General features: G+C 71.6%; 25 protein-coding genes. 12 read left to right on the top strand and 13 right to left on the bottom strand.

Annotation, left to right across the window (positions count from 1 at the left end; all coding sequences use genetic code 11):
* Window positions 1-5: 5 nt before the first annotated feature.
* Entirely contained in the window at window positions 6-1091 is a 1086-nt protein-coding gene (locus E4T13_RS20060) for a TRAP transporter substrate-binding protein (protein ID WP_137180128.1), read from the bottom strand.
* Between the two features lie 148 nt (window positions 1092-1239).
* Here E4T13_RS20060 and E4T13_RS20055 point away from each other — a divergent pair, with 148 nt between their 5' ends.
* The 4 genes from E4T13_RS20055 (at window position 1240) to E4T13_RS20040 (ending at window position 6145) form a co-directional block, all read left to right on the top strand.
* Entirely contained in the window at window positions 1240-2181 is a 942-nt protein-coding gene (locus E4T13_RS20055) for a tripartite tricarboxylate transporter substrate binding protein (RefSeq protein WP_170985104.1), read from the top strand.
* On the top strand, window positions 2181-2927 hold the full coding sequence (locus E4T13_RS20050) for a hypothetical protein (protein WP_137180126.1): 747 nt from the start codon (window positions 2181-2183) through the stop codon (window positions 2925-2927). The genes E4T13_RS20055 and E4T13_RS20050 overlap by 1 nt, the downstream gene beginning before the upstream one ends.
* Before the next feature lie 6 nt (window positions 2928-2933).
* On the top strand, window positions 2934-4937 hold the full coding sequence (locus tag E4T13_RS20045; protein ID WP_137180125.1) for a tripartite tricarboxylate transporter permease: 2004 nt from the start codon (window positions 2934-2936) through the stop codon (window positions 4935-4937).
* Between the two features lie 92 nt (window positions 4938-5029).
* On the top strand, window positions 5030-6145 hold the full coding sequence (locus tag E4T13_RS20040; protein WP_137180124.1) for a hypothetical protein: 1116 nt from the start codon (window positions 5030-5032) through the stop codon (window positions 6143-6145).
* 25 nt (window positions 6146-6170) lie between these two features.
* Here the strand turns inward: E4T13_RS20040 and E4T13_RS20035 are convergent, their stop codons facing one another.
* The gene (locus E4T13_RS20035; protein ID WP_137180123.1) at window positions 6171-7364 is read right to left on the bottom strand and encodes a phosphoglycerate kinase; all 1194 of its coding nucleotides are present in this window, start codon (window positions 7362-7364) and stop codon (window positions 6171-6173) included.
* Window positions 7365-7389: 25 nt separating this feature from the next.
* Here E4T13_RS20035 and E4T13_RS20030 point away from each other — a divergent pair, with 25 nt between their 5' ends.
* Window positions 7390-7812 carry a DUF6636 domain-containing protein gene (locus E4T13_RS20030; protein ID WP_137180122.1) on the top strand — a complete coding sequence of 141 codons (423 nt, stop codon included), beginning with the start codon at window positions 7390-7392 and terminating at the stop codon, window positions 7810-7812.
* 165 nt (window positions 7813-7977) lie between these two features.
* On the opposite strand, the gene gap is transcribed toward E4T13_RS20030, so the two are convergent.
* Complete coding sequence (gene gap / locus E4T13_RS20025; RefSeq protein WP_137180121.1) at window positions 7978-8994, bottom strand: type I glyceraldehyde-3-phosphate dehydrogenase; 1017 nt, start codon at window positions 8992-8994, stop codon at window positions 7978-7980.
* A gap of 26 nt (window positions 8995-9020) precedes the next feature.
* On the bottom strand, window positions 9021-11069 hold the full coding sequence (tkt, locus tag E4T13_RS20020; protein ID WP_408906396.1) for a transketolase: 2049 nt from the start codon (window positions 11067-11069) through the stop codon (window positions 9021-9023).
* A gap of 136 nt (window positions 11070-11205) precedes the next feature.
* Here tkt and E4T13_RS20015 point away from each other — a divergent pair, with 136 nt between their 5' ends.
* Genes E4T13_RS20015 through E4T13_RS20005 form a run of 3 tightly spaced genes read left to right on the top strand, consistent with a single transcriptional unit; the run spans window position 11206 to window position 14874 of the window.
* Window positions 11206-11439 carry a hypothetical protein gene (locus E4T13_RS20015; RefSeq protein ID WP_137180120.1) on the top strand — a complete coding sequence of 78 codons (234 nt, stop codon included), beginning with the start codon at window positions 11206-11208 and terminating at the stop codon, window positions 11437-11439.
* Window positions 11440-11472: 33 nt separating this feature from the next.
* On the top strand, window positions 11473-12222 hold the full coding sequence (locus tag E4T13_RS20010) for a VIT1/CCC1 transporter family protein (RefSeq protein WP_206030258.1): 750 nt from the start codon (window positions 11473-11475) through the stop codon (window positions 12220-12222).
* Window positions 12223-14874 (top strand): HAD-IC family P-type ATPase, encoded by a 2652-nt coding sequence (locus E4T13_RS20005; protein ID WP_137180119.1) that lies wholly within the window; start codon window positions 12223-12225, stop codon window positions 14872-14874.
* A 7-nt stretch (window positions 14875-14881) separates the two neighbouring features.
* Here E4T13_RS20005 and E4T13_RS20000 read toward each other — a convergent pair whose 3' ends face one another.
* Both E4T13_RS20000 and E4T13_RS19995 read right to left on the bottom strand, forming a co-directional pair.
* Window positions 14882-16126: a Zn-dependent hydrolase gene (locus E4T13_RS20000; RefSeq protein WP_137180118.1), complete on the bottom strand. Its 1245-nt coding sequence runs from the start codon at window positions 16124-16126 to the stop codon at window positions 14882-14884.
* Complete coding sequence (locus E4T13_RS19995) at window positions 16123-16689, bottom strand: peroxidase-related enzyme (protein WP_137180117.1); 567 nt, start codon at window positions 16687-16689, stop codon at window positions 16123-16125. The genes E4T13_RS20000 and E4T13_RS19995 overlap by 4 nt, the downstream gene beginning before the upstream one ends.
* A 65-nt stretch (window positions 16690-16754) precedes the next feature.
* On the opposite strand from E4T13_RS19995, the gene E4T13_RS19990 reads away from it, so the two are divergent.
* From E4T13_RS19990 to E4T13_RS19975, 4 genes are all read left to right on the top strand, one after another.
* Window positions 16755-17543, top strand: a complete 789-nt coding sequence (locus E4T13_RS19990) for an aldolase (protein ID WP_137180116.1) — start codon at window positions 16755-16757, stop codon at window positions 17541-17543.
* A gap of 75 nt (window positions 17544-17618) precedes the next feature.
* Window positions 17619-18506 carry a DMT family transporter gene (locus E4T13_RS19985; RefSeq protein ID WP_137180115.1) on the top strand — a complete coding sequence of 296 codons (888 nt, stop codon included), beginning with the start codon at window positions 17619-17621 and terminating at the stop codon, window positions 18504-18506.
* A 19-nt stretch (window positions 18507-18525) separates the two neighbouring features.
* Window positions 18526-19707 carry a class I SAM-dependent rRNA methyltransferase gene (locus E4T13_RS19980; protein WP_137180114.1) on the top strand — a complete coding sequence of 394 codons (1182 nt, stop codon included), beginning with the start codon at window positions 18526-18528 and terminating at the stop codon, window positions 19705-19707.
* Window positions 19707-20081: a DUF3293 domain-containing protein gene (locus tag E4T13_RS19975; RefSeq protein ID WP_137180113.1), complete on the top strand. Its 375-nt coding sequence runs from the start codon at window positions 19707-19709 to the stop codon at window positions 20079-20081. The genes E4T13_RS19980 and E4T13_RS19975 overlap by 1 nt, the downstream gene beginning before the upstream one ends.
* 125 nt (window positions 20082-20206) lie before the next feature.
* On the opposite strand, the gene E4T13_RS19970 is transcribed toward E4T13_RS19975, so the two are convergent.
* The 7 genes from E4T13_RS19970 to rnpA all read right to left on the bottom strand — a co-directional run bounded on the left by E4T13_RS19970 (window position 20207) and on the right by rnpA (window position 25968).
* Window positions 20207-20758, bottom strand: a complete 552-nt coding sequence (locus E4T13_RS19970) for a hypothetical protein (protein WP_206030257.1) — start codon at window positions 20756-20758, stop codon at window positions 20207-20209.
* Window positions 20759-20837: 79 nt separating this feature from the next.
* Window positions 20838-21722: an acetylglutamate kinase gene (gene argB, locus E4T13_RS19965; protein ID WP_137180112.1), complete on the bottom strand. Its 885-nt coding sequence runs from the start codon at window positions 21720-21722 to the stop codon at window positions 20838-20840.
* Between the two features lie 142 nt (window positions 21723-21864).
* Window positions 21865-22707, bottom strand: a complete 843-nt coding sequence (locus E4T13_RS19960) for a DUF72 domain-containing protein (protein ID WP_137180111.1) — start codon at window positions 22705-22707, stop codon at window positions 21865-21867.
* A 4-nt stretch (window positions 22708-22711) separates the two neighbouring features.
* Entirely contained in the window at window positions 22712-23383 is a 672-nt protein-coding gene (yihA, locus tag E4T13_RS19955; protein WP_137180110.1) for a ribosome biogenesis GTP-binding protein YihA/YsxC, read from the bottom strand.
* Between the two features lie 121 nt (window positions 23384-23504).
* The gene (gene yidC / locus E4T13_RS19950; protein ID WP_137180968.1) at window positions 23505-25310 is read right to left on the bottom strand and encodes a membrane protein insertase YidC; all 1806 of its coding nucleotides are present in this window, start codon (window positions 25308-25310) and stop codon (window positions 23505-23507) included.
* Window positions 25310-25603, bottom strand: a complete 294-nt coding sequence (gene yidD / locus E4T13_RS19945) for a membrane protein insertion efficiency factor YidD (RefSeq protein ID WP_137180109.1) — start codon at window positions 25601-25603, stop codon at window positions 25310-25312. Before yidD ends, yidC begins: the two co-directional genes overlap by 1 nt.
* Window positions 25600-25968, bottom strand: coding sequence for a ribonuclease P protein component (rnpA, locus tag E4T13_RS19940; protein ID WP_137180108.1), 369 nt, complete (start codon window positions 25966-25968; stop codon window positions 25600-25602). The genes yidD and rnpA overlap by 4 nt, the downstream gene beginning before the upstream one ends.
* Window positions 25969-25984 lie beyond the last annotated feature (16 nt).

The raw sequence follows: 25984 nt of genomic DNA, 5'->3' as shown, positions 1-25984 counted from the left end.
GGAGGCTACTCGGCCCGCGCCGCCGCGATGCCGAGTTCGGGCTTGGCGATGCGGTCCCAGGCCTCCGCGCAGATCGCGCCGCAGCGGCGGATCCAGGCCGGCACGACCGTGCGCGCCAGCAGGTCGCGTCGCAGCGCCTCATCCGCGCCGCTCGGTTCCACCACCACCATCCGTCCCGGGCGCCCCTGGCGGCACTGCGCGAGGCCGGCATTGCAGGCGAGCCCGTCCTCGGTCTCCTCCGCCGCGGCCGTCCAGATCTCCTGTTCGAGCTGCGCCAGCCCGCCATGCAGCGCGGTGCGCACCGGCTCCGGCAGCGTGTCCCAGGCATCCGCATTGGCGCCGAAGACCGACAGCCCCCAGCTGATCGCCTGGCGGGAGACATGCGTCGCGACCTCGTGCAGCCCGATCGCATTGCCCGACAGCGTGCCGGTGATGGCGCAATGCACCACGCCCGTGCGCACGGCGGCCACCACTTCCGCGAAGGGGATCACCACCGGCGTGCCGCCCAGCGCGGTGACCAGTTCCGACTGCCCGACCGAGGAGGTGCGCACGCGCCGCCCCGCCAGATCGGTGAGGCCGGAGAACGGCTCCCGGCACCACACCACCTGCGCCGGGTAGGTGTAGACCGCCAGCAGCTCCACATTGTAGCGCTCGCGCAGCAGCTCCTCGAGATGCGGCCGCCAGCGCGCCACGGTCGCGCGCAGCGTCCCGATGTCGGGGCTCGCGGCGGGCAGGTCCATCGCGTTCAGCTCCGGCTCCTCCGCCGCCGCCAGGCCGAGCAGCACGCTGCCATAGGAGACCACGCCGAGGCGCATCAGCGGCAGCATCTCCTGCCCGCGGATGCCCCGGCGGTCGAAGGGCGCGATTTCCGCGCGCAGCCTGCCGCCGGTCAGTGCCGGCACCTGCTGCGTCCAGAACGGCTCCTCGTAGCGGGTGTACTGCACCACGCTGGCGAGGCCGCCGACGACTTCGATCTGGATCGTCTCCTCCGCCCGCGCGGTGCCGCCGAATCCGAGCAGGCAGGCGGCGAGGGCGAGGGCGGCGCGGCGCAGCCGGCGCGGCGCAGGGTCGCGGGGCGCGGGATTCGGCATGGGGGTCTGATCCTCCTGGCTTCCCCCGATGATCCGGCCGGAATCGCGAAGATTTCCTGAACGGCGATGTTTCCTGCCCGCGCCGCCTGGACAGGAAAGGAAGTTGGGTCCGATGCTACGGGGTCACGGGAGAGAACAGGAGACGAGGATGCTTCGACGCCTCGGCGCGCTCTGCGCGCTATTCGGCCTTCTGAGCGGCGCCGCAGCGGCGCAGGGCTGGCAGCCCACGCGCCCGGTCGAGATCGTGGTGCCCTTCACCGCGGGCTCGCTGGCCGACCGCAACATGCGCGCCGCCGCGCCGCTGCTCTCGCGCGAGCTCGGCGTGCCGGTGGCGGTGCAGAACGTGCCCGGCGCCACCGGCTACAACCGCATCTACCGCGCGGCGCCCGATGGCTACACCCTCGGCGCCGGCGATCCGGTGGCGCAGATCGGCCTTGCCCTGGTGCAGCCGCAGCCCTTCGACGTGCTGCGCCTGACCTGGCTCGGCCACTGGTCGGCCGGCACGCAGACCATGGTCGCCTCGGCGCGCGGCCGCGTGCAGAGCCTCGATCAGCTCCGCACCATGCGCCAGCCGGTGCGCTGCGGCACCTTCGGCGGCATCTCCACCGGCGCGATGCAATGCGCGCTTCTCGGACGTGCCTTCGGCTTCCCCGTGGCGTTCGTCTCGGTGCAGGGGCCGCCGGAACTGGTGCTGGCGGCGGTGCGGGGCGATGTGGACCTGGCCTCGCTCGGCCCCTCGCTCTGGGCGCAGCACATCACGGCCGGTGCGGTGCGGCCGATCCTGTCCTGGGACGCCGAGCGCGATCCACGCCTGCCGGAGGTGCCGGCGCTGAAGGACATCAACCTCGCGAACCTGGCCGACGTCACGGTGATCCGCGGCGTCGCCGCCCCGCCCGACCTGCCGGCCTCCGTGCGGGACCGGCTGATCACGGCGCTGAACAACGTGGTGAAGCAGCCGGAATGGGAGGCCTTCGTCACCCAGGCGCGGCTGGAGCGGAACTGGGTGTTCTCGGCCGACTATCCTGCTTCGCTCGGGCGTGCGCAGCAGCTTCTGCAGGAGAATGCGGCGACGCTGCGCGGCGCCTTCTGATGGCGGCGTCGACGCTGCTGCTGCCGGGCTGGCGCGCGCGCATCGGCGTGATCAGCCCGACGGTGCTGGAGCGCATCCCGCTCGACTTCCAGCGCATCGCGCCGGAGGGCGCGATGCTCTGCGGCGTCACCTGCGGCATGGGCGGCTGGGCGGCGAACCAGTACGGCCAGGCGCTGGCGCAGGTGAAGGACGCCGCGCGCTACCTCGCCGCCCGCAAGGTGGATTTCCTGCTGCATGTCGCCTCGCCGATCGTCGTGGCGCAGGGGCCCGGATATGACCGCGTGCTGCTGGCGGAACTGGCGGAAGCGACCGGCGGCATCCCCTGCACCACGACGATCCGCGCCGCGCTGGATGCCTTCGCGCTGCTCGGCGCGAAGCGCATCCTGGCCGTCACGCCCTTCCATGAGGTGCTGAACGGGCAGTTGCGGACCTTCGTGGAGGCGGAGGGCTACGCCTTCTCCCGCCTGGTCTCCGTCCCCGCCTCCTTCGACTTCCTGCAGGACGTGGCGCCCGACGCGCTGTTCCGCGCCGCGCTGGCCGCCGCGGCGGAGGAGCCCGACTTCGACGCGGTGTGGATCCCCTCCGGTCAGTTGCCGGCGGTGGAGGTCGTGCTGCCGCTGGAAGCGCGGCTGGGCAAGCCGGTCGTTGCGCAGAACCATGCCGACTTCCTTGCCGCCTTCCGCGCGCTTGGCGTCACCGGCATCCCGCGCGGCCACGGCATGCTGCTCGACCGCGGCGCGGGCTGAGGCGGCGTGGAGGGTCTCGCCGCGGCGCTGGCCGAAGGGCTCGCGCAGGCCACCACGCTCGACGCGCTGCTGTTCATGGCCTTCGGCACGCTGGTCGGCTACGGCTTCGGCATCCTGCCCGGCCTGCAATCGGTCACGGCGATGTCGGTGTTCCTGCCGCTGACCTATTGGTGGACGCCGGTGCAGGCGATGTATTTCTTCGCCGGCATCATCGGCGCCGCGGGCAATGGCGGCGCGGTCACCGCCATCGTGCTGAACCTGCCGGGCACCGCGCAGAACGCCGCGACGATGCTGGAAGGCTACCCGCTGACGAAGCAGGGCAGGGCGGTCTTCGCGCTGAACCTCTCGGCCGCGGCAAGCTGGCTCGGCGCCGTCTTCGGCGTGGTGGTGCTTCTGGCGCTGGTGCCGGTCTTCCTGCCCTTCCTGATCTCCTTCGGGCCGGCCGAGACCTTCTGGGTCGCGGTTTTCGGCCTGGTGACCATGGTGCTGGCGGTCAGCGGATCGCCGGCCAAGGGCCTGGTCGCCATCGCCATCGGCGTCGTGCTCGCCATCGTCGGCATGGGCGGCCCGCGCCTGCCGGTGCCGCGCTTCACCTTCGACAGCACCTACCTGCTCGACGGCATCGAGATCGTCGTCGTCGTCATCGGCTTCCTCGTCGTCTCCGAATGCCTGCTGCAGGTCGCGGGCGTCTGGGCGCGCGGGCGGGAGGCGGGGCAGGTCACGCGCGCCGCGCCACCGGTCGGCGACGACTGGAAGGCGCAGGCGCTGGATGGCTGGCGCGCGCCCTTCCGGCACAAGGGGATCTTCCTGCGCTCCTCCGCGCTCGGCACGGCGGTGGGTGCGCTGCCTGGCGTGGGCGGCACCGTCGCGCAGTTCCTCTCCTACAACCTGGCCGTCGCCACCACGAAGGATGGCGAGAAGATCGGCAAGGGCGCCGAGGACGCGCTGGTCGCGACCGAGGCCGCGACCAATTCGAAGGAAGGCGGCGCGCTGTTCCCCACGCTGCTCTTCGGCATCCCCGGCAATGCCGAGATGGCGCTGGTGCTGGCCGCCTGGCAGATCCATGGGCTGGAGCCCGGCCCCTCCTTCCTGTCGGAGCATGGGGCGCTCGCCTGGGCACTCGTCTTCGGCCTGCTCTTCTCCAACTTCATCGCGTCGGTCGGCACGGCGCTGGCCAGCCCCTGGCTGGCACGGCTGCCGGGCTTCGACATGGGCGTGCTGGCGCCGGTGGTGCTCGTCGCTTCGCTGATGTCGGCCTTCACGGTCCGAGGCAATGCGGTGGACCTTGCGGCGCTGGCGGCCATCGGCGTGCTGGGCGCGCTGCTGCGTCTCTACGGCTATTCCGTCATCGGCGTCGTCATCGGCTTCGTCCTGGGCGACGTGATCGAGCGCAATTTCTACACGGCCCTGCAAAGCTCGCTTGGCGACTATTCGGTGCTGGTCGGCTCCCCGGTGGCGGCCGTGCTCGCAGGTGCGACCCTGGTCGCCGCGCTGTTCTGCGGCGCGAAGGTGCTGCGCGCGAAGCGCGAGGCGGCGGAGGAAGCCGCCTTCTCCACCGGCGCGGCCATCTTCGCCGCGCTGCTGCTTGCGGGGCTTGCCGCGCTGCTCTGGCAGACGCTGGCGAGCGGCTGGCGCGGCGGGCCGGTCGCGACCGGCGTGCTGTCGCTCGCGGTCGCGCTGCAGCTCCTTGTGCTCGTCACCACGCTGGGCGGCCTGCGGCGGGTCGCCGTGCCGGATGCGGCGGCGCTGCTGAAGCTGGCCGCGCTGCTTGCCGCGGCGCTCGCGCTCGCCTTCTGGCTCGGCTTCGTCCTGGCCATGGCGGCCTTCCTGCTCGCCTTCTGGCTCGGCGTGCACCGCATGCGGGCGACGCGCGCGCTGCCGCTCGCGCTGCTCTTCGCGGTCGCGCTGCCCTGGGCCTTCTCCTGGCTCGTCGAGGCACCGCTCTGGCGCGGCGTCGTCGCGCCGCTCGTCCCGGGCCTGGTCGGCGGCGACCTCGCGCCGCCGCTCTGACCGGCGTCCCGCGACTGTGCCGGCTGTCCACGACCGATCCGCTGCCCGCCGGCGCGATTATCCTGCCGACGCCGCAACCACGGGGAGAGGCGATGAGCGAGGTGCGGATCCGCAAGGGCCAGGTGGTGGCGCTCCGGCTGTTCGACCTGGCCTATGAGGTGGACCTGCCGCGCGCGCAGGCGCTCTGGGCGGAGCGGGACCAGGGCGCCACCGCCCGTTCGCGCCTCTCCGCCACCCCGGCCAAGGCGATGTCCTTCGGCGTGCCGCCGCTGGCGCTGGATCTCGGGGTGGTGGAGGTGGCGGTCGGCGGCGCCACCCTGGCGGCCGCCGCTTCCGTGCGCCTGTACGATTTCGGCATCGCCGCGCTGGCGCTGCGCTTCCCCGCGCAGGACCTCGACTGGGCCGGCTTCACGCGCCTGGCCAACCAGGTGGACGAGGCGGTCGGCCCGCATGCCGACACGCCGCTCTGGACCACGCTGCTGACCCGCCTGCGCGGCGTGATCGCCGAATCCCTCTCGCGCCCCAATCTCGGCACCGCGCAGGAGGACTTCCTGATCGCCAGCGTGGAGACCCTCGACCCGCCGCTCGACGCCGCGGCGCTGCAAGGCGCGGTGGACCTCGTGCCGCTGCTCGCCGGCGAGGAGCGCCCGCTGTCCGAAGGCGCGCGGCGCGAGGTGCTGCGCCATGCCTTCTCCTACTACCCGGACGACCTCGCGGTGCTCGCCTGGGACCGCGCCTTCATCCTGGAGCCGCGCGGCGACACCGATGTCGCGGAGGTGCTGGAGATGGCCAACGCCCAGCTTCTCGAACTGCGCACCTATGACGAAATGCTGGACGAGGAACTGCCGCGCATCCAGCGGATGGTGGATGCCACGCGGCGCGAGACGCGCCTGCTCGCCTCGCGCCGCTACGGCCGCCTGGCGCGGGAGCTGCACGCGCGAGTCGCGGAGGTGACGGCGCTGGCCGAGCGCGTGGACAACGCGCTGCAGGTCACGGAGGACGTCCATCTCGCCCGCGTCTATGCCGCCGCGATGGAGCTGTTCCGCGTGCCCGCGGTCAGTGCCGCGGTGGACCGCAAGCTCGCGATCATCCGCGAGACCTACACCGCGCTGCATGGCGACGCCGCCGGCGCGCGGGCAGAGGTGCTGGAGGCGGCGATCGTCGTGATGATCGCCTTCGAGATCGTCATGTCCTTCGTGCGGCACTGACGCGCCGCACGCCGCAGTGGCGCGGCTATGCGGCGTCCAGCGCCGCCACGCCCGGCAGCGTCTTGCCTTCCAGCCACTCCAGGAAGGCGCCGCCCGCGGTCGAGACATAGGTCATGCGCGACAGCACCCCGGCATGGCGCAGCGCGGAGACGGTGTCGCCGCCGCCCGCGATGGACTTCAGGCCGGAGGACGCGGTCAGCGACGCCACGCTCTGCGCCACCGCCACCGTCGCCTGGTCGAAGGGCGGCGTCTCGAAGGCGCCGAGCGGGCCGTTCCAGACCAGGGTGGAAGCCTTGCGCAGCTTCGCCTCGATGGCGTCCACCGTGTCCAGCCCGACATCCAGCGCCATCATGTCCCCCGGCACGCGATCCGCCGCGACGGTCCGCGTGGCGGCGTTCGGCGCGAATTCCGCCGCGACCACCAGGTCCAGCGGCAGCAGGATCTCGCAGCCGGACGAGGCGGCGTCCGCCATGATCTGCCGCGCGGTGTCGTGCATCTCGGCTTCCTGCAGGGACTTGCCCATCGCGTGGCCCTGGGCGGCGAGGAAGGTGTTCGCCATCGCCCCGCCGATCACCAGCACGTCCACCTTCTTCATCAGGTTGCCGAGCAGCTCGAGCTTGGTGGAGACCTTGGCGCCGCCGACGATCGCCACCACGGGCCGCGAGGGGTTGCCGAGCGCCGCATCCAGCGCCTTGAGTTCCGCCTCCATCAGCCGGCCGGCATAGGCGGGCAGCAGATGCGCCACGCCCTCGGTGCTCGCATGCGCACGGTGGGCCGCGGAGAAGGCGTCGTTGACATAGGCGTCGGCCAGTTTCGCCAGGCCCTGCGCCATGGCCGGGTCGTTCTTCTCCTCGCCGGCGTGATAACGGGTGTTCTCCAGCAGCAGCACCTCGCCGTCCTGCAGCGCCGCGGCCGCGGCTTCCGCTTCCGGCCCGATGCAGTCATCGGCCCAGGCGACGGGACGGTTCAGCGTGGCGGACAGCGCCTCCACCATCGGCTTCAGCGACATTTCCGGGACGCGCTTGCCCTTCGGCCGATCGAAATGGCTGCACACGATCACCCGCGCACCCGTCTCGGCCAGTTCGCGGATGGTCGGCAGCAGGCGCTCGATGCGGGTGCGGTCGGTGATCTTGCCGTCACGCACCGGAACATTCAGGTCCGCCCGCAGCAGCACGCGCTTGCCCGAGGCGTCGAGGTCGTCGAGGGTGCGGAACGGCATGGCTCTTGTCCTGGCGAGGAGACGCATGAACGCGACCGCTGCGATCGGTGCCCTGGCGGCCTTGTTGGTGGGCGCCGTGGTAGCATCCGCCCAGCCGGGCTTCCAACCACCCCCGGACCTGTTCCAGACCCCGTCCGGCAATGTGCAGTGCCTGCTCGGCCGGGGCACGCTGCGCTGCACCGTGCTGGAGCACGACTATCCCACGCCACCCGCCGCCGCCGCCTGCCGCCCGCCCTGGAACGGGCAATTGGCACTCGGGCGTCAGGGGCAGGCGCAACTGCCATGCACCGCCGCGCTGGTGCGCGACGACGACGCCTTCGTGCTGGGCTACGGCGCCCGCTGGCTCGGACCGGGGATCACCTGCGAGTCGGACGAATCCGGCCTGAAATGCACCAACGCCGCCGGCCACGGCTTCCGGGCGTCGCGGAGCACGTTGGAGCTGTTCTGAAGGCGCCCTGAACGGGCGCCCGCCGCAAGGCGGGCGAGGCCGCGAATGCGGCCCGCGCCCAGACCTGCCATGCCGTCAGCGCGACGGTGCGTGGCGCGAAGCCAAGCGGCCGGAGGCCGCGCCCGGCGTCTGAGGGCACCAAGAACCAGGCAATCGGATGTCCGATCAAAGCCGCCCGAACAGGGCGGCGGTGTCGGACATCCGATTGCTGAAGCCCCACTCATTGTCGTACCAGCTCAGCACCCGCACCAGCCCGCCATCGACCACCTGGGTCTGCGTCGCGTCGAAGGTGCTGCTGTGCGGGTCGTGGTTGAAGTCGATGCTGACCAGCGGCGCAGTGTTGTAGCCCAGGATGCCCTTCATCGGCCCCTCGGACGCCGCCTTCATCGCGGCGTTCACCGCCTCCTTCGTCACGCCTTCCTTCACCGGCACGAAGTCCAGCGACACCAGCGAGACATTCGGCGTTGGGATGCGGATGGCCGTGCCGTCGAGCTTGCCCTTCAGCTCCGGCATCACGAGCCCGACCGCCTTCGCCGCGCCCGTGCTGGTCGGGATCGCGCTGACCGCCGCCGCGCGCGCGCGGTGCAGGTCCTTGTGCAGCGTGTCGACCGTGTTCTGGTCGCCGGTATAGGCGTGGATCGTCACCATGTAGCCGCGGGCGATGCCGAAATTGTCGTGCAGCACCTTGGCGATCGGCGCCAGGCAGTTGGTGGTGCAGGACGCGTTGGAGATGACCGTCATGTCCTTGGTCAGCGTCTTCTCGTTGACGCCATAGACGATGGTCGCGTCCGCATTGTCGCCGGGCGCCGAGATCACCACCTTGCGCGCCCCGGCGGTCAGCAGCGCGGAGGCCTTCTCCTTGCTCGTGAAGATGCCCGTGCACTCCATCGCGACGTCCACGCCCTTGAGCGGAAGCTTGGTCGGGTCGCGCTCGGCCGTGATCTTGATGGGCCCCCAGGTCTTGCCCTTGTTGCGGATGGTGATGGTGTCGCCCTCGACGAGCACCTCGCCGGGGAAGCGGCCATGCACGCTGTCGTAGCGGAACAGGTGCGCATTCGCCTCGACGCTGCCGAGGTCGTTGATGGTGACGAATTCCAGGTCGTCGCGCCCGGCCTCGCAGGCGGCGCGCAGCACCAGGCGGCCGATGCGGCCGAACCCGTTGATCGAAACCTTGACGGCCATCTTCTGCAGTTCCTTCCCCGGTAGGATCAGCCAAGCCGCTTCTTCGCGGCAGCCACGACCGCCTCGGCGGTGATGCCGAAATGGCGGAACAGCGCCTCGGCCGGCGCGCTGGCGCCGAAGCCCTGCATCCCAATGAAGATGCCATCCGCGCCCAGCCAGCGCTCCCAGCCCATCGGAATGGCAGCCTCGATGCCCACGCGCAGCGCATCGCCCAGCACCTGCGCGCGGTATCCTTCGTCCTGCAGGGCGAAAAGTTCCCAGCAGGGCAGGGAGACCACGGCGGTCGGGATGCCCTCCGCCTCCAGCGCCTCGCGCGCCGCGACGGCCAGATGCACCTCCGAGCCGGTGGCGATCAGCGTCGCGCGGCGTGGGCCGGAGGCCTCCGCCAGCACGTAGCCGCCCCGGGCCGCGCGGTTCTCGCCCGCCTCGAAGCGCAGCGCCGGCAGGTTCTGGCGCGATAGCGCCAGCACGCTCGGGCCGTCATTGCGCTTCACGGCAAGTTCCCAGCATTCCGCCGTTTCCAGCGCGTCGGCCGGGCGGAACACGAAGAGGTTCGGGATGGCGCGCAGCGAGGCCAGCGTCTCCACCGGCTGGTGCGTCGGCCCGTCCTCGCCGAGGCCGATGCTGTCATGCGTCAGCACATGGATCACCCGCTGGCGCATCAGCGCCGCCAGGCGGATCGCCGGGCGCATGTAGTCGGCGAAGACCAGGAAGGTGCCGGAATAGGGGATGATGCCGCCATGCAGCGCCATGCCGTTCATGGCCGCGGCCATGCCGTGCTCGCGCACGCCGTAATGGACGAAGCGGCCGGCATAATTGCCCGGCGCGATCGCCGGGATGCCCTTCACATTGGTGTTGTTCGATCCCGTGAGGTCGGCCGAGCCGCCCACCATCTCCTGCACCGCCGGCACCAGCGCCTCCAGCGCCTTCTGGCTGGCGACGCGGGTGGCGAGCTTGGGCTTCTCGGCGGCCTGCGTGGCGCGCAGTTCCGAAAGCTTCTCCTGCCAGCCTTCCGGCAGGCGGCCGGCGACGGCGCGGTCGAACTCCTCGCGCTGCGGATGCTTGGCCAGGCGCTTGAGCCAGGACCGTCGCGCCCCGGCGCCGCGGCGCCCGGCTTCCTCCCAGCGGGTCTTCAGCCCCTCCGGCACTTCGAAGGGCGGGTGGTTCCAGCCGAGGGCGGATTTCGCCGCCGCGGCCTCGGCCGCGCCGAGCGGGCTGCCGTGGCTCGCCGCCGTGCCCGCCTTCGCCGGCGATCCGAAGCCGATGATCGTCTTGCAGGCGATAATGGTGGGCTTGCGGTTGCGCATCGCCCAGGACAGCGCGGAAGCCACCTGCTCGTGGTCATGCCCGTCCACCCGGCGCGTCGCCCAGCCATAGGCCGCGAAGCGCTTGAGCGTGTCGTCGGTGAAGGACAGCGCGGTGTCGCCGTCGATCGAGATGGAATTGTCGTCCCACAGCACGCAGAGCCGATCGAGGCCGAGATGCCCGGCCAGCGACGCAGCCTCGTGGCTGATGCCTTCCTGCAGGTCGCCGTCGGAGCAGATCACCCAGGTGCGGTGGTCCACCAGCGACTTGCCGAAGCGCGCCGCCAGGTGCCGCTCCGCCAGTGCCATGCCGACGGCGGTGGCGATGCCCTGCCCGAGCGGGCCTGTCGTGGTCTCGATGCCAGGATGCTCGCCGAACTCGGGGTGCCCGGCCGCCGGCGAGTGCAACTGGCGAAACTTGCGCAACTCATCCACGCCCATGCCGGCCTGCCCGGTCAGGTGCAGCAGGGCGTAGAGCAGCATGGAGCCATGGCCGGCGCTCAGCACGAAGCGGTCGCGGTCGGGCCAGCGGGGATCGGCGGCGTCGTATTTCAGGAAGCGGGTGAACAGCACCGTGGCCGCATCCGCCATGCCCATGGGCATGCCCGGGTGTCCGGACTTCGCCTGCTCCACCGCGTCGATGGCCAGCGCCCGGATGGCATCCGCCATGCGCCGCGCCTCGCTGGCCGGGCGGGCGAGAAGGGCGGCCTGCAGCGCCTGGGCCGCGGTCGGTTCGGCGCGCGGCTTGGTATCGGGTTCCGTGGTGGCCAAATGGGCGATCCTCTCGGCGCGGCCGCTATAAAGGCGCCCCGCCCCCCGGACAACCCGCTGGCCGGCGGATCGGTGCGCCTCCGGGCCGGCGGCGGCGGTGGCGAGCCGGGCGGCGCCGCACTGGATTGGCGGGGCCATGCTGATCCTTCCCCCCGAGACCGAGCGCCTGGCGCAGCGCCTGGCCGCCGCGCAGGGCACCACGCCCGCGACCGCCGTGCAGCGCGCCCTGGAGCAGAGCGCGCGCGAGGCGGGCGTGTCCGAGGGCATCCCGCGCAGATCAGCCTCGCTGATTGCGCCGCCTACGCGCTCGCCCGGCGCCTCGGCGCGCCGCTGCTCTTCAAGGGCGAGGATTTCGCGCGCACGGACGTGACGGCGGCGGCACCCTCCGCGTAGTCTCCGCGCCATGACCGACGCCACCCTGGACGAGCCGACGCGCGACGGCCTGCCGCCCATGCCGCCGGGCCCGCCCCATGAAGAGAAGCACTTCGCGCAGAATCCCGTTCTGCGCGACCTCGTCATCGGCGCCGCCGAGGGGATGGTGGTGCCCTTCGCGCTTGCTGCCGCGCTGGCCGGCGCCGCCGCCGCCAATCCGCTGATCGCGAAGGCCGGCCTGGCGGCGACCGCCGCCGGCGGCGTCGCGCTCGGCCTCGGCGTCTACCTCGGCGCCCGCAACGACGCCGGCCACTACGCCGCCGAACGCGCGCGGGAGGAGGAGGAGAGCCGCCTCTATCCCGACCGCGAGAAATGGGAGGTCGCGGCGATCCTGCATCGCTACGGCGTGCGCGGGGAGGTACTGCGCCAGGCCGTCGACGCCATCGCCGCGGACCGCAAGAAGTGGGTGGACTTCATGATGCGCTTCGAGCTCGACCTGACCGAGCCCGATCCGCATCGCGCCGCCCAGTCCGCCGCCACCGTCGGGGGCGCTTTCGCGCTGGGCGGGCTGCTGCCGCTGCTGCCCTACATGCTGCTCGGCAGCCCGTCGGCCGCGCTACTCGTCTCCTGCACGCTGACCGGCGCGGCGCTGTTCGGCCTGGGCTGGCTCAAGGCGCGCGCCAGGGGCCTTCCGCCGCTGCGCGTCGCGCTGCAATCCCTCGCCATCGGCGGCGCCGCGGCCGTCCTGGCCTATCTCGCGGCCTCGCTCCTCGGTCCCTGAATGGCGGAACGGCGGGCGCAGCCCGATCCGCCGCCCTGGCATGCGATCCCCGCGCCCGAGGCGCTGGCGCGTCTCGGCACGGGCGCGCTCGGCTTGGACGAGGCCGAGGCCGCGGCGCGCCGCGCGCGGCATGGCCCGAACCGGCTGCCGGAGCCGCCGCGCCGCGGCGCGCTGACGCGCTTCCTCGACCAGTTCCGCAACCTGCTGATCTACGTCCTGCTCGGCTCCGCCGCGATCAGCGCGGCGCTCGGCCATTGGCTGGATGCCGCGGTCATCCTGGCGGTTGTCGTGCTGAACGCGATCGTCGGCTTCGTGCAGGAGGGCCGGGCGGAAGCCGCGCTGGATGCCATCCGCGACCTGCTCGCGCCGCGCGCCACGGTGCTGCGCGCCGGCACGCGCCAGGCACTGGACGCGGCGGAGCTGGTGCCTGGCGACATCGTGCTGCTCGAGCCCGGCGACCGCGTGCCGGCCGACATCCGCCTGCTTGAGGCGCGGTCGCTACGCGCGGAAGAGGCGATGCTCACCGGCGAATCGGTGCCGGCGAGCAAGGCGGTCGCGCCCGTCGCCGCGGCTGCGCCACTGGCGGAGCGCGCGCCGATGCTGTTCTCCGGCACGCTCGTCGTGGCGGGGCAGGGGCGCGGCGTCGTGGTCGGCACCGGCGCGGCCACCGAGATCGGCCATGTCAGCACCCTGCTGGCCACGGTGGAGACGCTGAAGACGCCGCTGCTGCGCCAGATGGACCGCTTCGCGCGCTGGGCGACGCTGGTGATCCTGCTGGTCTCCGCCGCCGCCTTCGGCTTCGCCATCGCCACCGGGCGCGACGCGACGGAAGCCTTCATGGCGGTGGTGGGGCTGGCCGTCGCCGCGATTCCGGAAGGCCTGCCGGCGGTGCTGACCGTGACACTCGCGGTCGGCGTGCGGCGCATGGCGGCGCGCAACGCCATCATCCGGCGGCTGCCCGCGGTGGAGACGCTGGGCGCCGTCGGCACGATCTGCTCCGACAAGACCGGCACCTTCACCCGCAACGAGATGGTGGCCGGCGCCGTCGTCACGCAAGCCGGCGCGCTGCGCGTCGACGGCGAGGGCTACGGCCCGGCGGCGCGCATCACGACGCCGGATGGCGGCGCGCCGGGCGAGCAGGCCCTGGCGGACCTCGCCGCGCTCGCCCGTATCGGCGCGCTCTGCAACGATGCGGCGCTGGTGCAGCGCGCGGATGGCGCCTGGGAGGTGCTGGGCGACCCGATGGAGGGCGCGCTGCTCGCACTCGCCGCGCGTGCCGGCCTCTCCGGCGACCTGCCGCGGCATGATGCGATCCCCTTCGACGCGCAGCACCGCTTCATGGCGACGCTGCATGAGGACGAGGACGGCCCGCTGCTGGCGGCGAAGGGCGCGCCCGAGGCATTGCTGCCGCGCTGCGAAGGCGACCCCGCGCGGTGGGAGAAGGCGGCGCATGACCTCGCCGTACGGGGTTTTCGGGTGCTTGCGCTGGCCGAGGCGCGGCCCGGCACGGCCGGCGATCTCGCCATCGCCACGCTGCCGCGGCTCACGCTGCTCGGCCTCGTCGGGCTGCTCGATCCGCCGCGGCCGGAGGCGATCGCCGCCGTCGCCGAATGCCGCGCCGCCGGCATCCGGGTGGCGATGATCACCGGCGACCATCCCGGCACCGCGCGCGCCATCGCCACCGCGCTCGGCCTTGCCCACACGGCGGAGCCGCTGACCGGGGTGGAGATGGACGCGCTGGATGCGGATGGGCTGCGCCGCGCCGCCTTCACCACCGATGTCTTCGCGCGTGTCAGCCCCGAGCAGAAGCTGCGCCTGGTCTCAGCCTTGCAGGAAGGCGGCGCGGTGGTGGCGATGACCGGCGACGGCGTGAACGACGCGCCGGCGTTGAAGCGCGCCGATGTCGGCGTGGCGATGGGCCGCAAGGGCACGGAAGCCGCGAAGGAGGCGGCGCATGTGGTACTTGCCGACGACAACTTCGCCTCCATCGCCGCGGCGGTCCGGGAAGGCCGCACCGTCTACGCCAACATCCGCAAGGTCGTCGCCTGGACGCTGCCGACCAATGGCGGGGAGGCGCTGGTGGTGATCGCCGCGCTGCTGCTCGGCCTCGCCTTGCCGATCGCGCCGGTGCAGATCCTCTGGATCAACATGGTCACCGCCGTCGCGCTCGGCCTGACCTTGGCGTTCGAGCCCCCGGAGGAGGATGTGATGGCGCAGCCGCCGCGCCCGCCCGGCGCGCCGCTGCTGGACCGGCTGCTGCTGTGGCGCGTCGCGCTGGTCTCGGTGCTGATGGCCGGCATCGCCTTCGCGCTGGATCGCTGGGCGCTCGCCGCGGGAATGACGCCGCAGGCGGCGAGTACGCTGGTGGTGAACGCGGTGGTGGCGATGGAGATCGGCTATCTCTTCGCCGTGCGGCAGTCGTTGCGCAGCGGCTTCTCGGCCGAAGGCTTCCGCGGCACGCAGGCGATCTGGATCGGCATCGGCATCGTCGCCGTGGCCCAGCTTCTGCTCACCTACGCGCCGCCGCTGCAGGCGGCTTTCGGCACCGCCGCGCTCGATGTGCCGACCCTGGCGATCGCCGGCGCCGCGGGGCTGCTGCTGCTGCTGGCGATCGAGGCGGAGAAGGCGATCCGGCGCGCTTCCGCGCGCTGAGCGCCCCTCACACCGCGCGGTTGGCGCGCGCGACCACCGCCTCGAACAGCACCTGGCAGCCGGCCTCGGCCTCTTCCGGCAGGATGCTCTCCGCCTCGTTGTGGCTGAGTCCGTCCTTGCAGGGCGTGAAGATCATCGCGGTCGGCACGCTGCGCGCGACATAGACGGCATCGTGGCCCGCGCCGGAGACGATGCGGCGGGAGGGGAAGCCCAGCCGGTCGGCGGCCTGCTGCACCAGCGCGACGCAATCCGCGTCGAAGGGCTGGGCCGCGAAGCGGAACAGCTCCGTCAGCTCCAGGCGGCAGCCCGTGGATTCCGCCAGCGCCATCGCCTCCGGCGGGAAGCTTGCCGCGAGATGCTCGATCTGCGCCGTGTCCGGGTGGCGGAACTCCACGCTGAACAGGACTTCGCCGGGGATCACGTTGCGGCTGTTGGGCACGACCTTGAGGAAGCCGACTGTGCCGCGGCCATCGTCACCGCGTTCGCGCATGCGCCGGTCCACCAGCGCGATCACCTTCGCCGCGGCGACCAGCGCGTCCTTGCGCGCATAGGGCGGCGTGGTGCCGGCATGGCTGTCCTGGCCCACGATGCGGGCATCCCACCACACCTGCGCCTGCGCGCCGGTAACGACGCCGATCTGCTTGCCCTCCTTCTCCAGGATCGGGCCCTGCTCGATATGCAGCTCGAAATAGGCGTCGGCGGGGAAGGGCTCGGCCTTGTGCTCGCCCTTGTAGCCGATGGCGGTCAGCGCCTGTTCCACCGTCACGCCATCCACGTCCTGCAGGCCGTAGACCTTCGGCAGCGGATAGACGCCGGCCCAGGCGCCGCTGCCCATCAGCGAATGGCCGAAGCGGCTGCCTTCCTCGTCGGTCCAGTTCACCAGTTCCAGCGGCGCTTCCGTCGTGATGTTGAGGTCGTTCAGCGTGCGCATCACCTCGAGCCCCGCGATCACGCCGAGCGCGCCGTCGAATTTTCCTCCGCTGGGCTGGCTGTCGAGGTGCGATCCGAACAGCACCGGCTTGCGCGTCGGATCACGCCCCTCGCGGCGGGCGAACATGTTGCCGATGGCGTCCACGCGCACCGTCAGGCCCAGCGCCTCGCACCACGCGGAAAATCGCTCGCGGCCCGCCTTGTCCACCTCGGTCAGCGTCAGCCGCTTCACGCCGCCCTTCGGCGTGGCGCCGATCTCCGCCATCGCCATCAGGCTGTCCCAAAGGCGCTTCCCGTCGATCCGCTGGTTCGTGCCGCTCATCGTCCGATCCCCTGGAAGTCGCGATTCGGCTGCAGGTCCATCGCATTGGCAAGCCGGTTCGACATCGAGAAGAAGGCGGCGATGGCGCCGATGTCCCACAGCTCGTCCTGCGTGAAGCCCGCCGCGAGCACGGCGTCCCGGTCCGCAGCCGAGACCAGGTGCGACGTGGCGGCCACTTTCGTCGCGTAGTCCAGCATCGCCCGCTGCCGCGCCGGCAGCCGCGCCTTGCGCCAGTTCGCGGCGACGAGTTCGCTGATCGCGGGATCCTTCGCCCGCACGCGCAGGATCGCGCCATGCGCCACCACGCAATACTGGCACTGGTTGGCGATGGAGATGGCGACGACGATCATCTCGCGCTCCGCCGCGCTCAGCCCCTCGCGCTTGTTCATCAGCGCGTCGTGATAGGCCATGAAGGCGCGGAACTCCTCCGGCCGCCAGGCCAGCGCCAGGAAGATGTTCGGCACGAAGCCCGATTTCTGCTGCACCGTCTCGATGCGCGCCCGGACATCCTCGGGCAGCGTGGCGAGGTCGGGAACGGGAAAGGCGCTGATCGGGTCCGACATGATGGGAACACTCCTTGCCGCCGGCGCGCCGGCCTGCGATTCATCGGGGCGAGGAGAACGACACCATGGCCCACGCCTTAGGCGCGCCCGCCGCCCCCGCCCTGCTTCGCAATTCCGAGCTGGATGCGGAAGCCGTGCGCCAGGCGCGCATCGATCTCGCCGCCTGCTTCCGCATGGCAGCCCGGCTCGGCATGCATGAGGGCATCTGCAATCACTTCTCGCTTGTCGTGCCCGGCCGCGACGACCTCTTCCTGGTGAACCCCTATGGCTGGGCCTTCGCCGAGGTCACCGCCTCCCGCCTGCTGGTCTGCGACTACGCCGGCAACGTGATCGCCGGCGAGGGCGTGCCCGAGGCCACCGCCTTCTTCATCCATGCCCGCGTGCACAGGAACGTGCCGCGCGCCAAGGCCTGCTTCCATACGCATATGCCGAACGCCACCAGCCTCGCCATGCTGGACGGCCCGCCCTTGCTCTGGGCCGGGCAGAGCGCGCTGAAATTCTACGGCCGCACCGTGGTGGACGAGGACTACAACGGCCTCGCGCTCGACACCGACGAGGGCGACCGGATCGCCGCTTCCATCGGGGATGCCGACATCGTCTTCATGAAGAACCACGGCGTGATGGTGGTCGGCGCGAACGCCGCCGAGGCCTGGGACGATCTGTACTATCTGGAGCGCGCCGCGGAGGCGCAGCGGCTCGCGCTCTCCACCGGCCGCACGCTGAAGCCCGTGCCGCCGGCGATGGCGGCCAAGACCTATGCGCAGATGCGCGAAGGCGACCGCGACAGCGCGCGCCTGCACCTCGAAAGCATCAAGCGCATCCTGGCGAAGGAACAACCTGATTTCGCCGATTGAGCCGCCCTCTTCCGCGGCTCCTTGCCCTCTCCCCCCTCAGGGGGGAGAGGGTTGGGTGAGGGGGGCGGGGCGCTGATGCGATCCGAGCGCAGGCAATCTCCCGACACCACCGGCCTGCTCCTCCTCCTCGTCACCGTCATCGGATGGGGGGTGAACTGGCCGGCGATGAAGCTGCTGCTGGCGGAGGTCCCGCCCTTCTCCATCCGCGCCATCACCGCCGCGGTCGGCGTCGCGCTGCTTGCGCTGATCGCGGTCCGCCGCGGCGAATCGCTCGCCGTGCCGCGCGCGCTCATTCCCCGCCTGATCCTGGCATCGCTGCTGAACGTCACGGCCTGGATGGGGCTGGCGACCTTCTCCCTGCTCTGGCTGGCGGCGGGGGAGGCGACGATCGTCTGCTACACCATGCCCGTCTGGGCCTCGATCTTCGCCTGGCTGGTGCTGGGCGAGCGCATCACCGCGCGCCGCATCGTCGCGCTGGCCATCGGCTTCACCGGGCTTGCGGTGCTGGTGCTGGGCAACGGCATCGAGGCGGGGCTGCAGAAGCTGCCCGGCGCGGCCTTCGCGCTCTCCGCCGCCGTGCTGTTCTCGCTCGGCACCGTCATCACCAAGCGCTGGCCGGTGGCGCTGCCGCCCGCGGCGCTCGTGGCCTGGCAGACCGGCATCGGCTGCACGCCGCTGCTTGTCTGCGCGCTGATCTTCGAGAGCGTGGCCTTCGCGGAACTCTCCGGCCGGTCCTGGCTTCTGCTGCTCTATGGCGGCATCGGCCCGCTCGGCCTCTGCTACCTGGCGTGGTTCGCCGCGCTGAAGCGCCTGCCGGCCTCCGCGGCCGCGGCGGGCACGCTGCTGACGCCGGTGGTCGGCGTCGCGACCGCCGCGATCTTCCTCGGCGAGCCGCTCGGCGCGCGCGAGCTGATCGCGCTGTCGCTCACCATCTCCGGCGTGGTGCTGGCCATACGGGGGTGATCGCCGCATAAGCCCGCGCATGGACAGACCGCTGCTGCGTCTCAACCCCGGCGCCGACCGCCGCGTGAAGGCGGGCCACCCCTGGGCCTTCTCGAACGAGATTTTCGCGCGTCCCGGGCTGCGGGAGATCCCGCCTGGCACCGTCGTGCGCCTGGAAGGCGATGACGGCGTGAAGCACGGCGCCTGGCACTTCAACCCGCACAGCCTGATCGCCGCGCGCTTCCTCGATCCCGACCCCGCGGCGCCCTGCGATGCCGCCTGGTTCCGCGCCAAGCTGGCCGCCTGCCTGGCCTTGCGCCAGCGCCTGTTCGACGCGCCCTTCTACCGCCTGGTCCATGCCGAGGCCGATGGCCTCCCCGGCCTTGTCGTGGACCGCTACGGCGATGCGCTGGCGGTGCAGGCCAACACCGCCGGCATGGACCGCGCGCTGCCGGATGTCCTCGCCGCGCTTCGCGAACTGCTCGATCCGCGTGTCGTCGTCGCGCGCAATGATTCGGCCGTGCGCAAGCTGGAGGGGCTGGAGGAAGGCGTCTCGCTGCTGCACGGCACGGACGGCAGCGCGACGGTGGAGGAAGCGGGCCTGTCCTTCCCGGTGGACCTGCTCGATGGCCAGAAGACCGGCTGGTTCTTCGACCAGCGGCCGAACCGTCTGATGGTCGCGCGGCTGGCCAAGGGCTGCACCGTGCTGGACGCCTTCTGCCATCTCGGCGGCTTCGGCCTGGCCGCCGCGCAGGCCGGCGCGGCCGCGGTCACGCTGCTCGATCGCAGCGAGCATGCGCTCGACCTCGCCATGCAGGCCGCCGCCCGCGCCGGCTTCGCCGACCGAGTCACGCCGCTGAAGGCCGAGGCGCTGGAGCATCTGGAACGCATGGCTGCCAGCGGCCGCCGCTTCGAGGTGGTCGTCGCCGACCCGCCCGCCTTCGCCAAGACGCGCAAGGACATCCCCGCCGCGCTGCGCGGCTACGCCAAGCTCGCGCGACTTGCGGCGACGATCACCGCGCCCGGCGGCATCCTCTTCATCGCCTCCTGCAGCCATCATGTCGGCCCCGCCGACTTCGGCGAAGCCGTGGCCTGGGGCGTGCATCGTACGCATCGCCGCGCCCGGATCCTGGCGAGTGTCGGCGCCGGGCCGGACCATCCCGTGCATCCCGCCCTGCCCGAGAGCGCCTATCTCAAGGGCCAGCTTCTCGCGCTCGACTGATGCGCGCCGCCTATCTCCGCAGCGACTACGAAGCCGGCGGCATCAGCGTGCGCATCGGCGCGCGCAGCCCGCACTTCGATGCGCTGCTGCGCCGCCACCGCCTGCGCTCCGCGGCCTTCGTCACGGCGTGGAATCCGTTCAGCCGCCGGAAGCCGGAAGGCTGGAATGACCGGATGCTGGCGCGGATGCGCGATGCTGCGCGGGGCAGGGTGCTGGCCGAGGGGATCGGCCGCGCCGACGGCTGGTGGGAGCGGCATCTGCTGGTGCGCGGCGACCCGCGCAAGATCGCGGTGCTCGCACGGCGGTTTCGCCAGAACGCCATCGTGGTGATCGCGCCTGGGCGCGCGGCGGCGCTGTGGTGGACAGGCCCGTAAGCCCAGCCGTCGTAAGCTGCGGCCTCGGCCGCCGCTACTCTGGCGTCCGACGCCTTTGGCGTCGAACCCCCCGCATGCGGGGGAGGGTTGGGGTGGGGGCAGCGCAACCTGCCCCGAAACGAAGCCTACCGCTGCGGCGGCACTTCCGAGATGCGCAGCGTCGCGCGCTGCGTCGGCCCCGCGTCCAGCGTGCCGACCCAGATGTTGTAGTTGCCATGCGCCGGCTGCTGGAAGACGATCCCGGGGTTCACCCCGTCCAGGTCATCGTTGCAGAACCAGCGCCCCTGCGGGTCATTGATCACCAGCGTCGTATCCGCCTGCGACACCACGGAGATGAACAGCGGATACTGCCCCTGGCCCGGCGAATAGTTCAGGTCGACATCCGGCCGCGAGAAGTCGATGAAGCCGAGGCAATCCTGCCCGAGGCCCGCGGGCTGGCGATCGCCGCCGGCATCCACCTCCACCGTGCGCGGATCGGGCTCGAAGCCGACATTCAGGTTCAGCGTGCCGTAGCGGGGCTCGGCCTGCCATTCCGGCTGCTGGCTGCCCGCCGTCGCCTTGGGCGGGAAGCGCGACTGCGGCGCGGCCTGCTGCTGCTGCGGCCCCTTCTGGGAAAAGGCGGCGCCGCCCGCCAGCATGGACACCGCGACGGCGGCGGCAAGGATCGGCTTGTGCATGGTCAGCGGACTCCTGGGCTGCGCGGAACGATCCACCCGCCTTCGCCCGGCTGCAAGCCTTCCGTCGCGAAACACTGCTTCACGGCTTGATCAGCGTGCCGGCCCCGCCATCGGTGAACAGTTCCAGCAGCACCGCATGCGGCACGCGGCCATCCAGGATCACGGCACCCTTCACGCCGCGCTCCACGGCATAGATGCAGGTCTCGACCTTCGGGATCATGCCGCCGGAGATCCAGCCATCGGCGATGCCCTGCCGCACCTCGCCCACGGTCATCTCCGGGATCAGCTTGCCGTCCCGGTCCAGCACGCCGCGCACATCGGTCAGCATCAGCAGCCGCTCGGCGCGCAGCTTGCCGGCTATGGCGCCCGCCACCGTGTCGGCATTGATGTTGTAGGTCTGCCCATCCGCGCCGACGCCCACGGGCGCGACCACCGGCACGATGTCCGCGCCGATCAGCAACTCCAGCACGCGCGGGTTCACCTCCTCCGGCTCGCCGACGAAGCCGAGGTCGAGCACCTGCTCGATGTTGCTGCCGGGGTCGCGCACCGTGCGCGTCAGCTTGCGCGCGCGGATCAGCCCGCCATCCTTGCCGGAGATGCCGACGGCCATGGCGCCGGCGCGCGTGATCGCCTCCGCGACCTGCTTGTTGACGGGGCCGGCGAGAACCATCTCGACCACGTCCAGCATCTCCGCATCCGTGACGCGAAGCCCCTGCACGAAGGTGGACTTCACGTTCAGCCGCTTGAGCATGGCGTTGATCTGCGGCCCGCCGCCATGCACCACCACCGGGTTCACGCCCACCTGCTCCAGCAGCGCGATGTCGCGGCCGAAGCGCAGCGCGGTCTCCTCCTCGCCCATGGCGTGGCCGCCGTATTTAACCACCACGATCTGGTCGTCGTAGCGCTTGAGGAAGGGCAGCGCGCCGGCGAGGATCGCCATCTGGTCGAGCGCGTCGTCGGTCATGGCAGCGGCGTCCCCTGGAACGCCGCGCGGATAGGAGGCAGCGGCCCGGGGGTCAAGGGAGCGCGCCATCGGCTCCCTCTCCCGCTTGCGGGGGAGGGTCGGGGTGGGGGCTGCGCACCGTGTGGGGGTTTGGCACCGTTCGTCAGGGCAGGTCGCCCAACGCCTTGCGCATCGCCGCGGCATTGGCAGGCGTGTGGACCTTCACCGTCTCGTCGCCGGCCGCATCGAACACCACGAACACGTCGCGGCCCGCCTTCGCCCATTCCTGCGCCTGCTTCGCCCAGGCGGCGATGGCGGCCGCGTCGTAGCCCGCTTCCTGCGCATCCGACAGGTGCAGGCGCAGATAGGCGAAATCCGCCGTCAGCTCGCGGAATTGCGGCCAGTCCGGAATGCCGTCGGTGATCGCGAGCGCGACGCCGTGCTTCCGGCAGAGTGCCAGGCAGGCCGGATCGGTGAAGCTTTCGTGCCGCGCTTCCAGTGCGTGGCGCACCGGTCCCGCGGCGCCGGGATCGAGCCAGGCGCGGCCCTGCATGCGGTCCTCGTGCTGCGCCGCGACCTTCGCCGCCGCCTCGCGGTCATGCGGCAGCAGCGCCAGGAACGCCTCCAGCCGCTCCGCCTCGAAGGCCATGTTGGGCGGCAACTGCCACAGGATCGGCCCGAGCTTCGGCCCGAGCCGCAGCACGCCGCTTGCCAGGAAATTGGCCAGCGCCGGGCCGCATTCCTTCAGCCGCTTCATGTGGGTGATGTAGCGAGGGCCCTTCAGCGTGAAGACGAAATCCCCGGGCGTCTCCGCATCCCATGCGGCGAAGGTCTCGGGCCGCTGCATGGAATAGAAGGTCCCGTTCACCTCCAGCGTCGAGAAGGCGCGCGCGGCATGCGCCGGCTCGTCCTTCTGCTTCAGCCCCTTCGGATAGAAGCTGCCGCGCCAGGGCGGGAAGACCCAGCCGGCGATGCCCACGCGGATGCGGCCGGCGCGCTTCGCCATCGCGCTACGCCGCCGCCAGCGCGGCCAGCTCCGCGCGCAGTTCGGGAATGCCTTCGCCGGTCTCGCTGCTGGTCACGATCACCAGCGGATGCGCAGCGGTCTGCTTGCGGGCCAGCGCCTGCACCTCCTCGATGCGCCGTTCACGCTGTGCCGGCTTCACCGCATCCGCCTTGGTCAGCACGAACTGGTAGGCGACCGCGGCCTCGCCCAGCAGCTCCATCGCGGCGCGGTCGGCGGGCTTGGTCTCCACCCGGCAATCCATCAGCAGCAGCACGCGGCGGAGCGAGGGGCGGCCGCGCAGGAAGTCGAACATCAGCCCCTGCCAATCCGCCTTCACCGCCTTCGACGCCTGCGCGAAGCCATAGCCCGGCATGTCCACCAGGGTGAGCTTGCCCTCCGCCAGGTCGAAGAAATTGAGCTGTCGCGTGCGCCCCGGCGTGTGGCTGACGCGCGCCAGGGCGTTCTGGCCCGTCAGCGCGTTCATCAGCGACGACTTGCCCACATTGGACCGCCCGCACAGCGCCACCTCCGGCACCTCCGTCACCGGCGGCAGCTGGTCGATGCTCTGCGCCGCGTAGAAGAAGCGGCAAGGCCGGGCGAAGAGTTTCCGCCCGGCCTCGATCAGCGCCTCGCGCTCCGCGTCGTCCCGGGCTTCGAGAAGCCCGCCCGGAGTCATGCTGTGCCCTCAAGCGCCGGGCGCCGCCTCCGGCGGCTTGGCTCGCCGCATAAGCGGCGGGCGCCGTTCGGCGCCTCGGCCAGCTGGGCTGGCCGCGGGGTCGTCCCCTTCGCCGGGACGCTCACTTCTTCGCCTTCGCCGGCTTCGGCGGCGGCGTGTAGGTGCCCGCCTTGACCTGACGCTGCCGGTCCAGCCGCATGATGTACCATTGCTGCGAGATCGAGAGCAGGTTGTTCCAGGTCCAGTAGATCACCAGGCCGGCCGGGAAGGAGGCCAGCATGAAGGTGAAGATCAGCGGCATCCAGGCGAAGATCTTGGCCTGGATCGGATCGGGCGGAGTCGGGTTCAGCTTGAACTGCAGGAACATCGTGATGCCCATCAGGATGGCCCAGACAGGCATGTGGAACAGCGACGACCACTGCATCGGGTCGAAGGGCAGCAGGCCGAACAGGTTGAACAGGTTGGTCGGATCCGGCGCCGAGAGGTCATGGATCCAGCCGAAGAACGGCGCGTGGCGCATCTCGATGGTGACGAACAGCACCTTGTAGAGCGCGAAGAACACCGGGATCTGGATCAGGATCGGCAGGCAGCCCGAGGCCGGGTTCACCTTCTCGCTGCGGTACAGCGCCATCATCTCGGCCTGCGCCTTGGCCGGGTCGTCCTTGTACCGCTCGCGGATCTCGGTCATCTTCGGCGCGAGGACCTTCATCCGCGCCATCGACTTGTAGGCCTTGTTCTGCAGCGGGAAGAACAGCAGCTTCAGGCCCAGCGTGAAGACCAGGATGGCGACGCCGAAATTGCCGAGCGTCACGCCCAGGAAATGCAGCACGGCGAAGAAGGGCTTGGTCAGGAACCAGAACCAGCCGAAGTCGATCGCCTTCCAGAAATCCAGGATGCCGTAGCGTTCCTCATAGGCATCCAGCAGGTTCACCTCCTTCGCGCCGGCGAAGGTGCGGGTGGCGAAGGCGGCCTCGGCGCCGGGTGCCACGGCCTGCGCGGCGGGCAGCGTCATGTCCACCTGCCAGCGATCCTGGCCGAGCTCCGAAACCCAGCGATAGGCGGTGCGGACGCGCGTGGACTGGTCCGCCGGCGTCAGCGCCGTCAGCCAGTACTTGTCCGAGAAGCCGGCCCAGCCGCCCGCCGTCTCCTCCTCGAAGGCGGGGCCGTTGCGGCGCTGCGCCTCCTCCTTCGCATCGGCATAGGTCCACTCGTGCAGGCGCCCGCCCAGGACGCCGGTGAAGCCCTCATGCAGGATGAAGAAGCCGGCGGTCTGCGGCGTGCGCTCGCGCCGGATGCGCGTCCAGGGCAGCAGCTCCACCGCCTGCGTGCCGCGATTCGCCACCGTCTGGGTGGCGGTGATCATGTAGTCCGCGTCGATCTCGAGCCGGATGCGGAATTCCTGCCCTGTCTCGTTGGTCCAGCGCAGCGTCACCGGGCTGTCGGGCGCCAGCGGCCCGCCCTCTACCGTCCAGTCGGTGTCCGGGCCCGGCACCGCTGTGCGGCCATCCGCCGCGCTCCAGCCCCATTGGGTGAAATAGGGATGGCCGTCGCTGCGCGGCGCGAGCAGCCGCACCAGCGGCGAGTTGCGGTCGACGGTTTCGTGGTAGCGCTTCAGCACCAGGTCGTCGAAGCGGGCGCCGCGCAGGTTGACGGTGCCGCGCACGCGGGTCGGGTTCTCGACTGCCAGGCGCTGCTCGGGCGTGGTGGCGGTGGCGGCTGCGGCCCCCGTCGTCGTGCCGGGCGCTGCGGCGGACGAGGCCGGTGCCGCGGGCGTCGCCGCGGATGGTGCGGGCGCCGCCTGCTGCGCGGTGCGCTGCTGCTCCAGCCTGGCCTGCTGCGCTTCCCGTTCGGGTCGGCTCCACAGGTCGAACAGCAGCAGGATGCCGATCGAGAGCGCGATCGCGGCGAAGAGGCGCTTCTGGTCCATCACGGAAGGGGAGAACCTTTCGTCCCGGGCGGAAGGCCGGGGCAGGATCCGGCCAGCGGGCCGGCGGGAACGGGGAGGGGCACCGGGTCGTAGCCGCCCGGATGCCAGGGGTTGCAGCGGAGGATGCGGCGCCCGGTCAGCCACGCGCCCTTCAGCGCGCCATGCGTCGCCACCGCCTCCAGCCCGTATTCGCTGCAATGCGGATAGAAGCGGCAGTTGCAGCCGATGATCGGGCGCAGGCTGAGCTGGTAGGTGCGGATCGCACCGCGCAGCAGGTGCTGCTGCGGGGTCATGGCGCGGCCTCGGCAGGCTGTTCGGCCGGCTGCACCCCGGCCTGCCGCAGCGCGCCGCGCAGGTCGCCGACCAGGGCTGCGAAATCGCGTGTCGCGGTGGCGTCGCGTCCGATCAGCACCAGCTCGAACCCCTCGATGCCGGACCCGGCAAGCAGCAGCCGCGCGGCCTCGCGCAGCCGACGCCGGGCACGGTTGCGCACCACGGCGTTGCCGATCTTCTTCGTGGTGGTGAAGCCCACGCGCAGCGGCCGGTCCGGCGCTGGCAGCGCCTGCAGCACAAGCCCGGGCCGCGCCGCCCGCCGGCCCTTCTCGGCCACGCGGCGGAACTCACGACGCTGCTTCAGGCGCGGCGGTCGCGCCGGCATGGCACGCCCCGCACCC

The sequence above is a fragment of the Roseomonas sp. AR75 genome (assembly GCF_005222815.1).
Classification (GTDB): domain Bacteria; phylum Pseudomonadota; class Alphaproteobacteria; order Acetobacterales; family Acetobacteraceae; genus Falsiroseomonas.
Note: the sequence above shows the minus strand (reverse complement) of the source record. Positions and strands in the feature narration are given on the sequence as shown.

Coding starts and splice junctions, on each gene's coding strand:
- E4T13_RS19985 (WP_137180115.1), top strand. CDS start 17,619: ATGCGATCCGAGCGCAGGCAATCTCCCGACACCACCGGCCTGCTCCTC.
- E4T13_RS20060 (WP_137180128.1), bottom strand. CDS start 1,091: ATGCCGAATCCCGCGCCCCGCGACCCTGCGCCGCGCCGGCTGCGCCGC.
- E4T13_RS19980 (WP_137180114.1), top strand. CDS start 18,526: ATGGACAGACCGCTGCTGCGTCTCAACCCCGGCGCCGACCGCCGCGTG.
- E4T13_RS20010 (WP_206030258.1), top strand. CDS start 11,473: ATGACCGACGCCACCCTGGACGAGCCGACGCGCGACGGCCTGCCGCCC.
- E4T13_RS20030 (WP_137180122.1), top strand. CDS start 7,390: ATGAACGCGACCGCTGCGATCGGTGCCCTGGCGGCCTTGTTGGTGGGC.
- yidD (WP_137180109.1), bottom strand. CDS start 25,603: ATGACCCCGCAGCAGCACCTGCTGCGCGGTGCGATCCGCACCTACCAG.
- E4T13_RS19990 (WP_137180116.1), top strand. CDS start 16,755: ATGGCCCACGCCTTAGGCGCGCCCGCCGCCCCCGCCCTGCTTCGCAAT.
- E4T13_RS20055 (WP_170985104.1), top strand. CDS start 1,240: ATGCTTCGACGCCTCGGCGCGCTCTGCGCGCTATTCGGCCTTCTGAGC.
- yidC (WP_137180968.1), bottom strand. CDS start 25,310: ATGGACCAGAAGCGCCTCTTCGCCGCGATCGCGCTCTCGATCGGCATC.
- E4T13_RS20015 (WP_137180120.1), top strand. CDS start 11,206: ATGCTGATCCTTCCCCCCGAGACCGAGCGCCTGGCGCAGCGCCTGGCC.
- E4T13_RS19995 (WP_137180117.1), bottom strand. CDS start 16,689: ATGTCGGACCCGATCAGCGCCTTTCCCGTTCCCGACCTCGCCACGCTG.
- E4T13_RS20040 (WP_137180124.1), top strand. CDS start 5,030: ATGAGCGAGGTGCGGATCCGCAAGGGCCAGGTGGTGGCGCTCCGGCTG.
- E4T13_RS20000 (WP_137180118.1), bottom strand. CDS start 16,126: ATGAGCGGCACGAACCAGCGGATCGACGGGAAGCGCCTTTGGGACAGC.
- E4T13_RS19975 (WP_137180113.1), top strand. CDS start 19,707: ATGCGCGCCGCCTATCTCCGCAGCGACTACGAAGCCGGCGGCATCAGC.
- gap (WP_137180121.1), bottom strand. CDS start 8,994: ATGGCCGTCAAGGTTTCGATCAACGGGTTCGGCCGCATCGGCCGCCTG.
- rnpA (WP_137180108.1), bottom strand. CDS start 25,968: ATGCCGGCGCGACCGCCGCGCCTGAAGCAGCGTCGTGAGTTCCGCCGC.
- yihA (WP_137180110.1), bottom strand. CDS start 23,383: ATGACTCCGGGCGGGCTTCTCGAAGCCCGGGACGACGCGGAGCGCGAG.
- E4T13_RS20035 (WP_137180123.1), bottom strand. CDS start 7,364: ATGCCGTTCCGCACCCTCGACGACCTCGACGCCTCGGGCAAGCGCGTG.
- E4T13_RS19960 (WP_137180111.1), bottom strand. CDS start 22,707: ATGGCGAAGCGCGCCGGCCGCATCCGCGTGGGCATCGCCGGCTGGGTC.
- E4T13_RS19970 (WP_206030257.1), bottom strand. CDS start 20,758: ATGCACAAGCCGATCCTTGCCGCCGCCGTCGCGGTGTCCATGCTGGCG.
- E4T13_RS20005 (WP_137180119.1), top strand. CDS start 12,223: ATGGCGGAACGGCGGGCGCAGCCCGATCCGCCGCCCTGGCATGCGATC.
- argB (WP_137180112.1), bottom strand. CDS start 21,722: ATGACCGACGACGCGCTCGACCAGATGGCGATCCTCGCCGGCGCGCTG.
- E4T13_RS20050 (WP_137180126.1), top strand. CDS start 2,181: ATGGCGGCGTCGACGCTGCTGCTGCCGGGCTGGCGCGCGCGCATCGGC.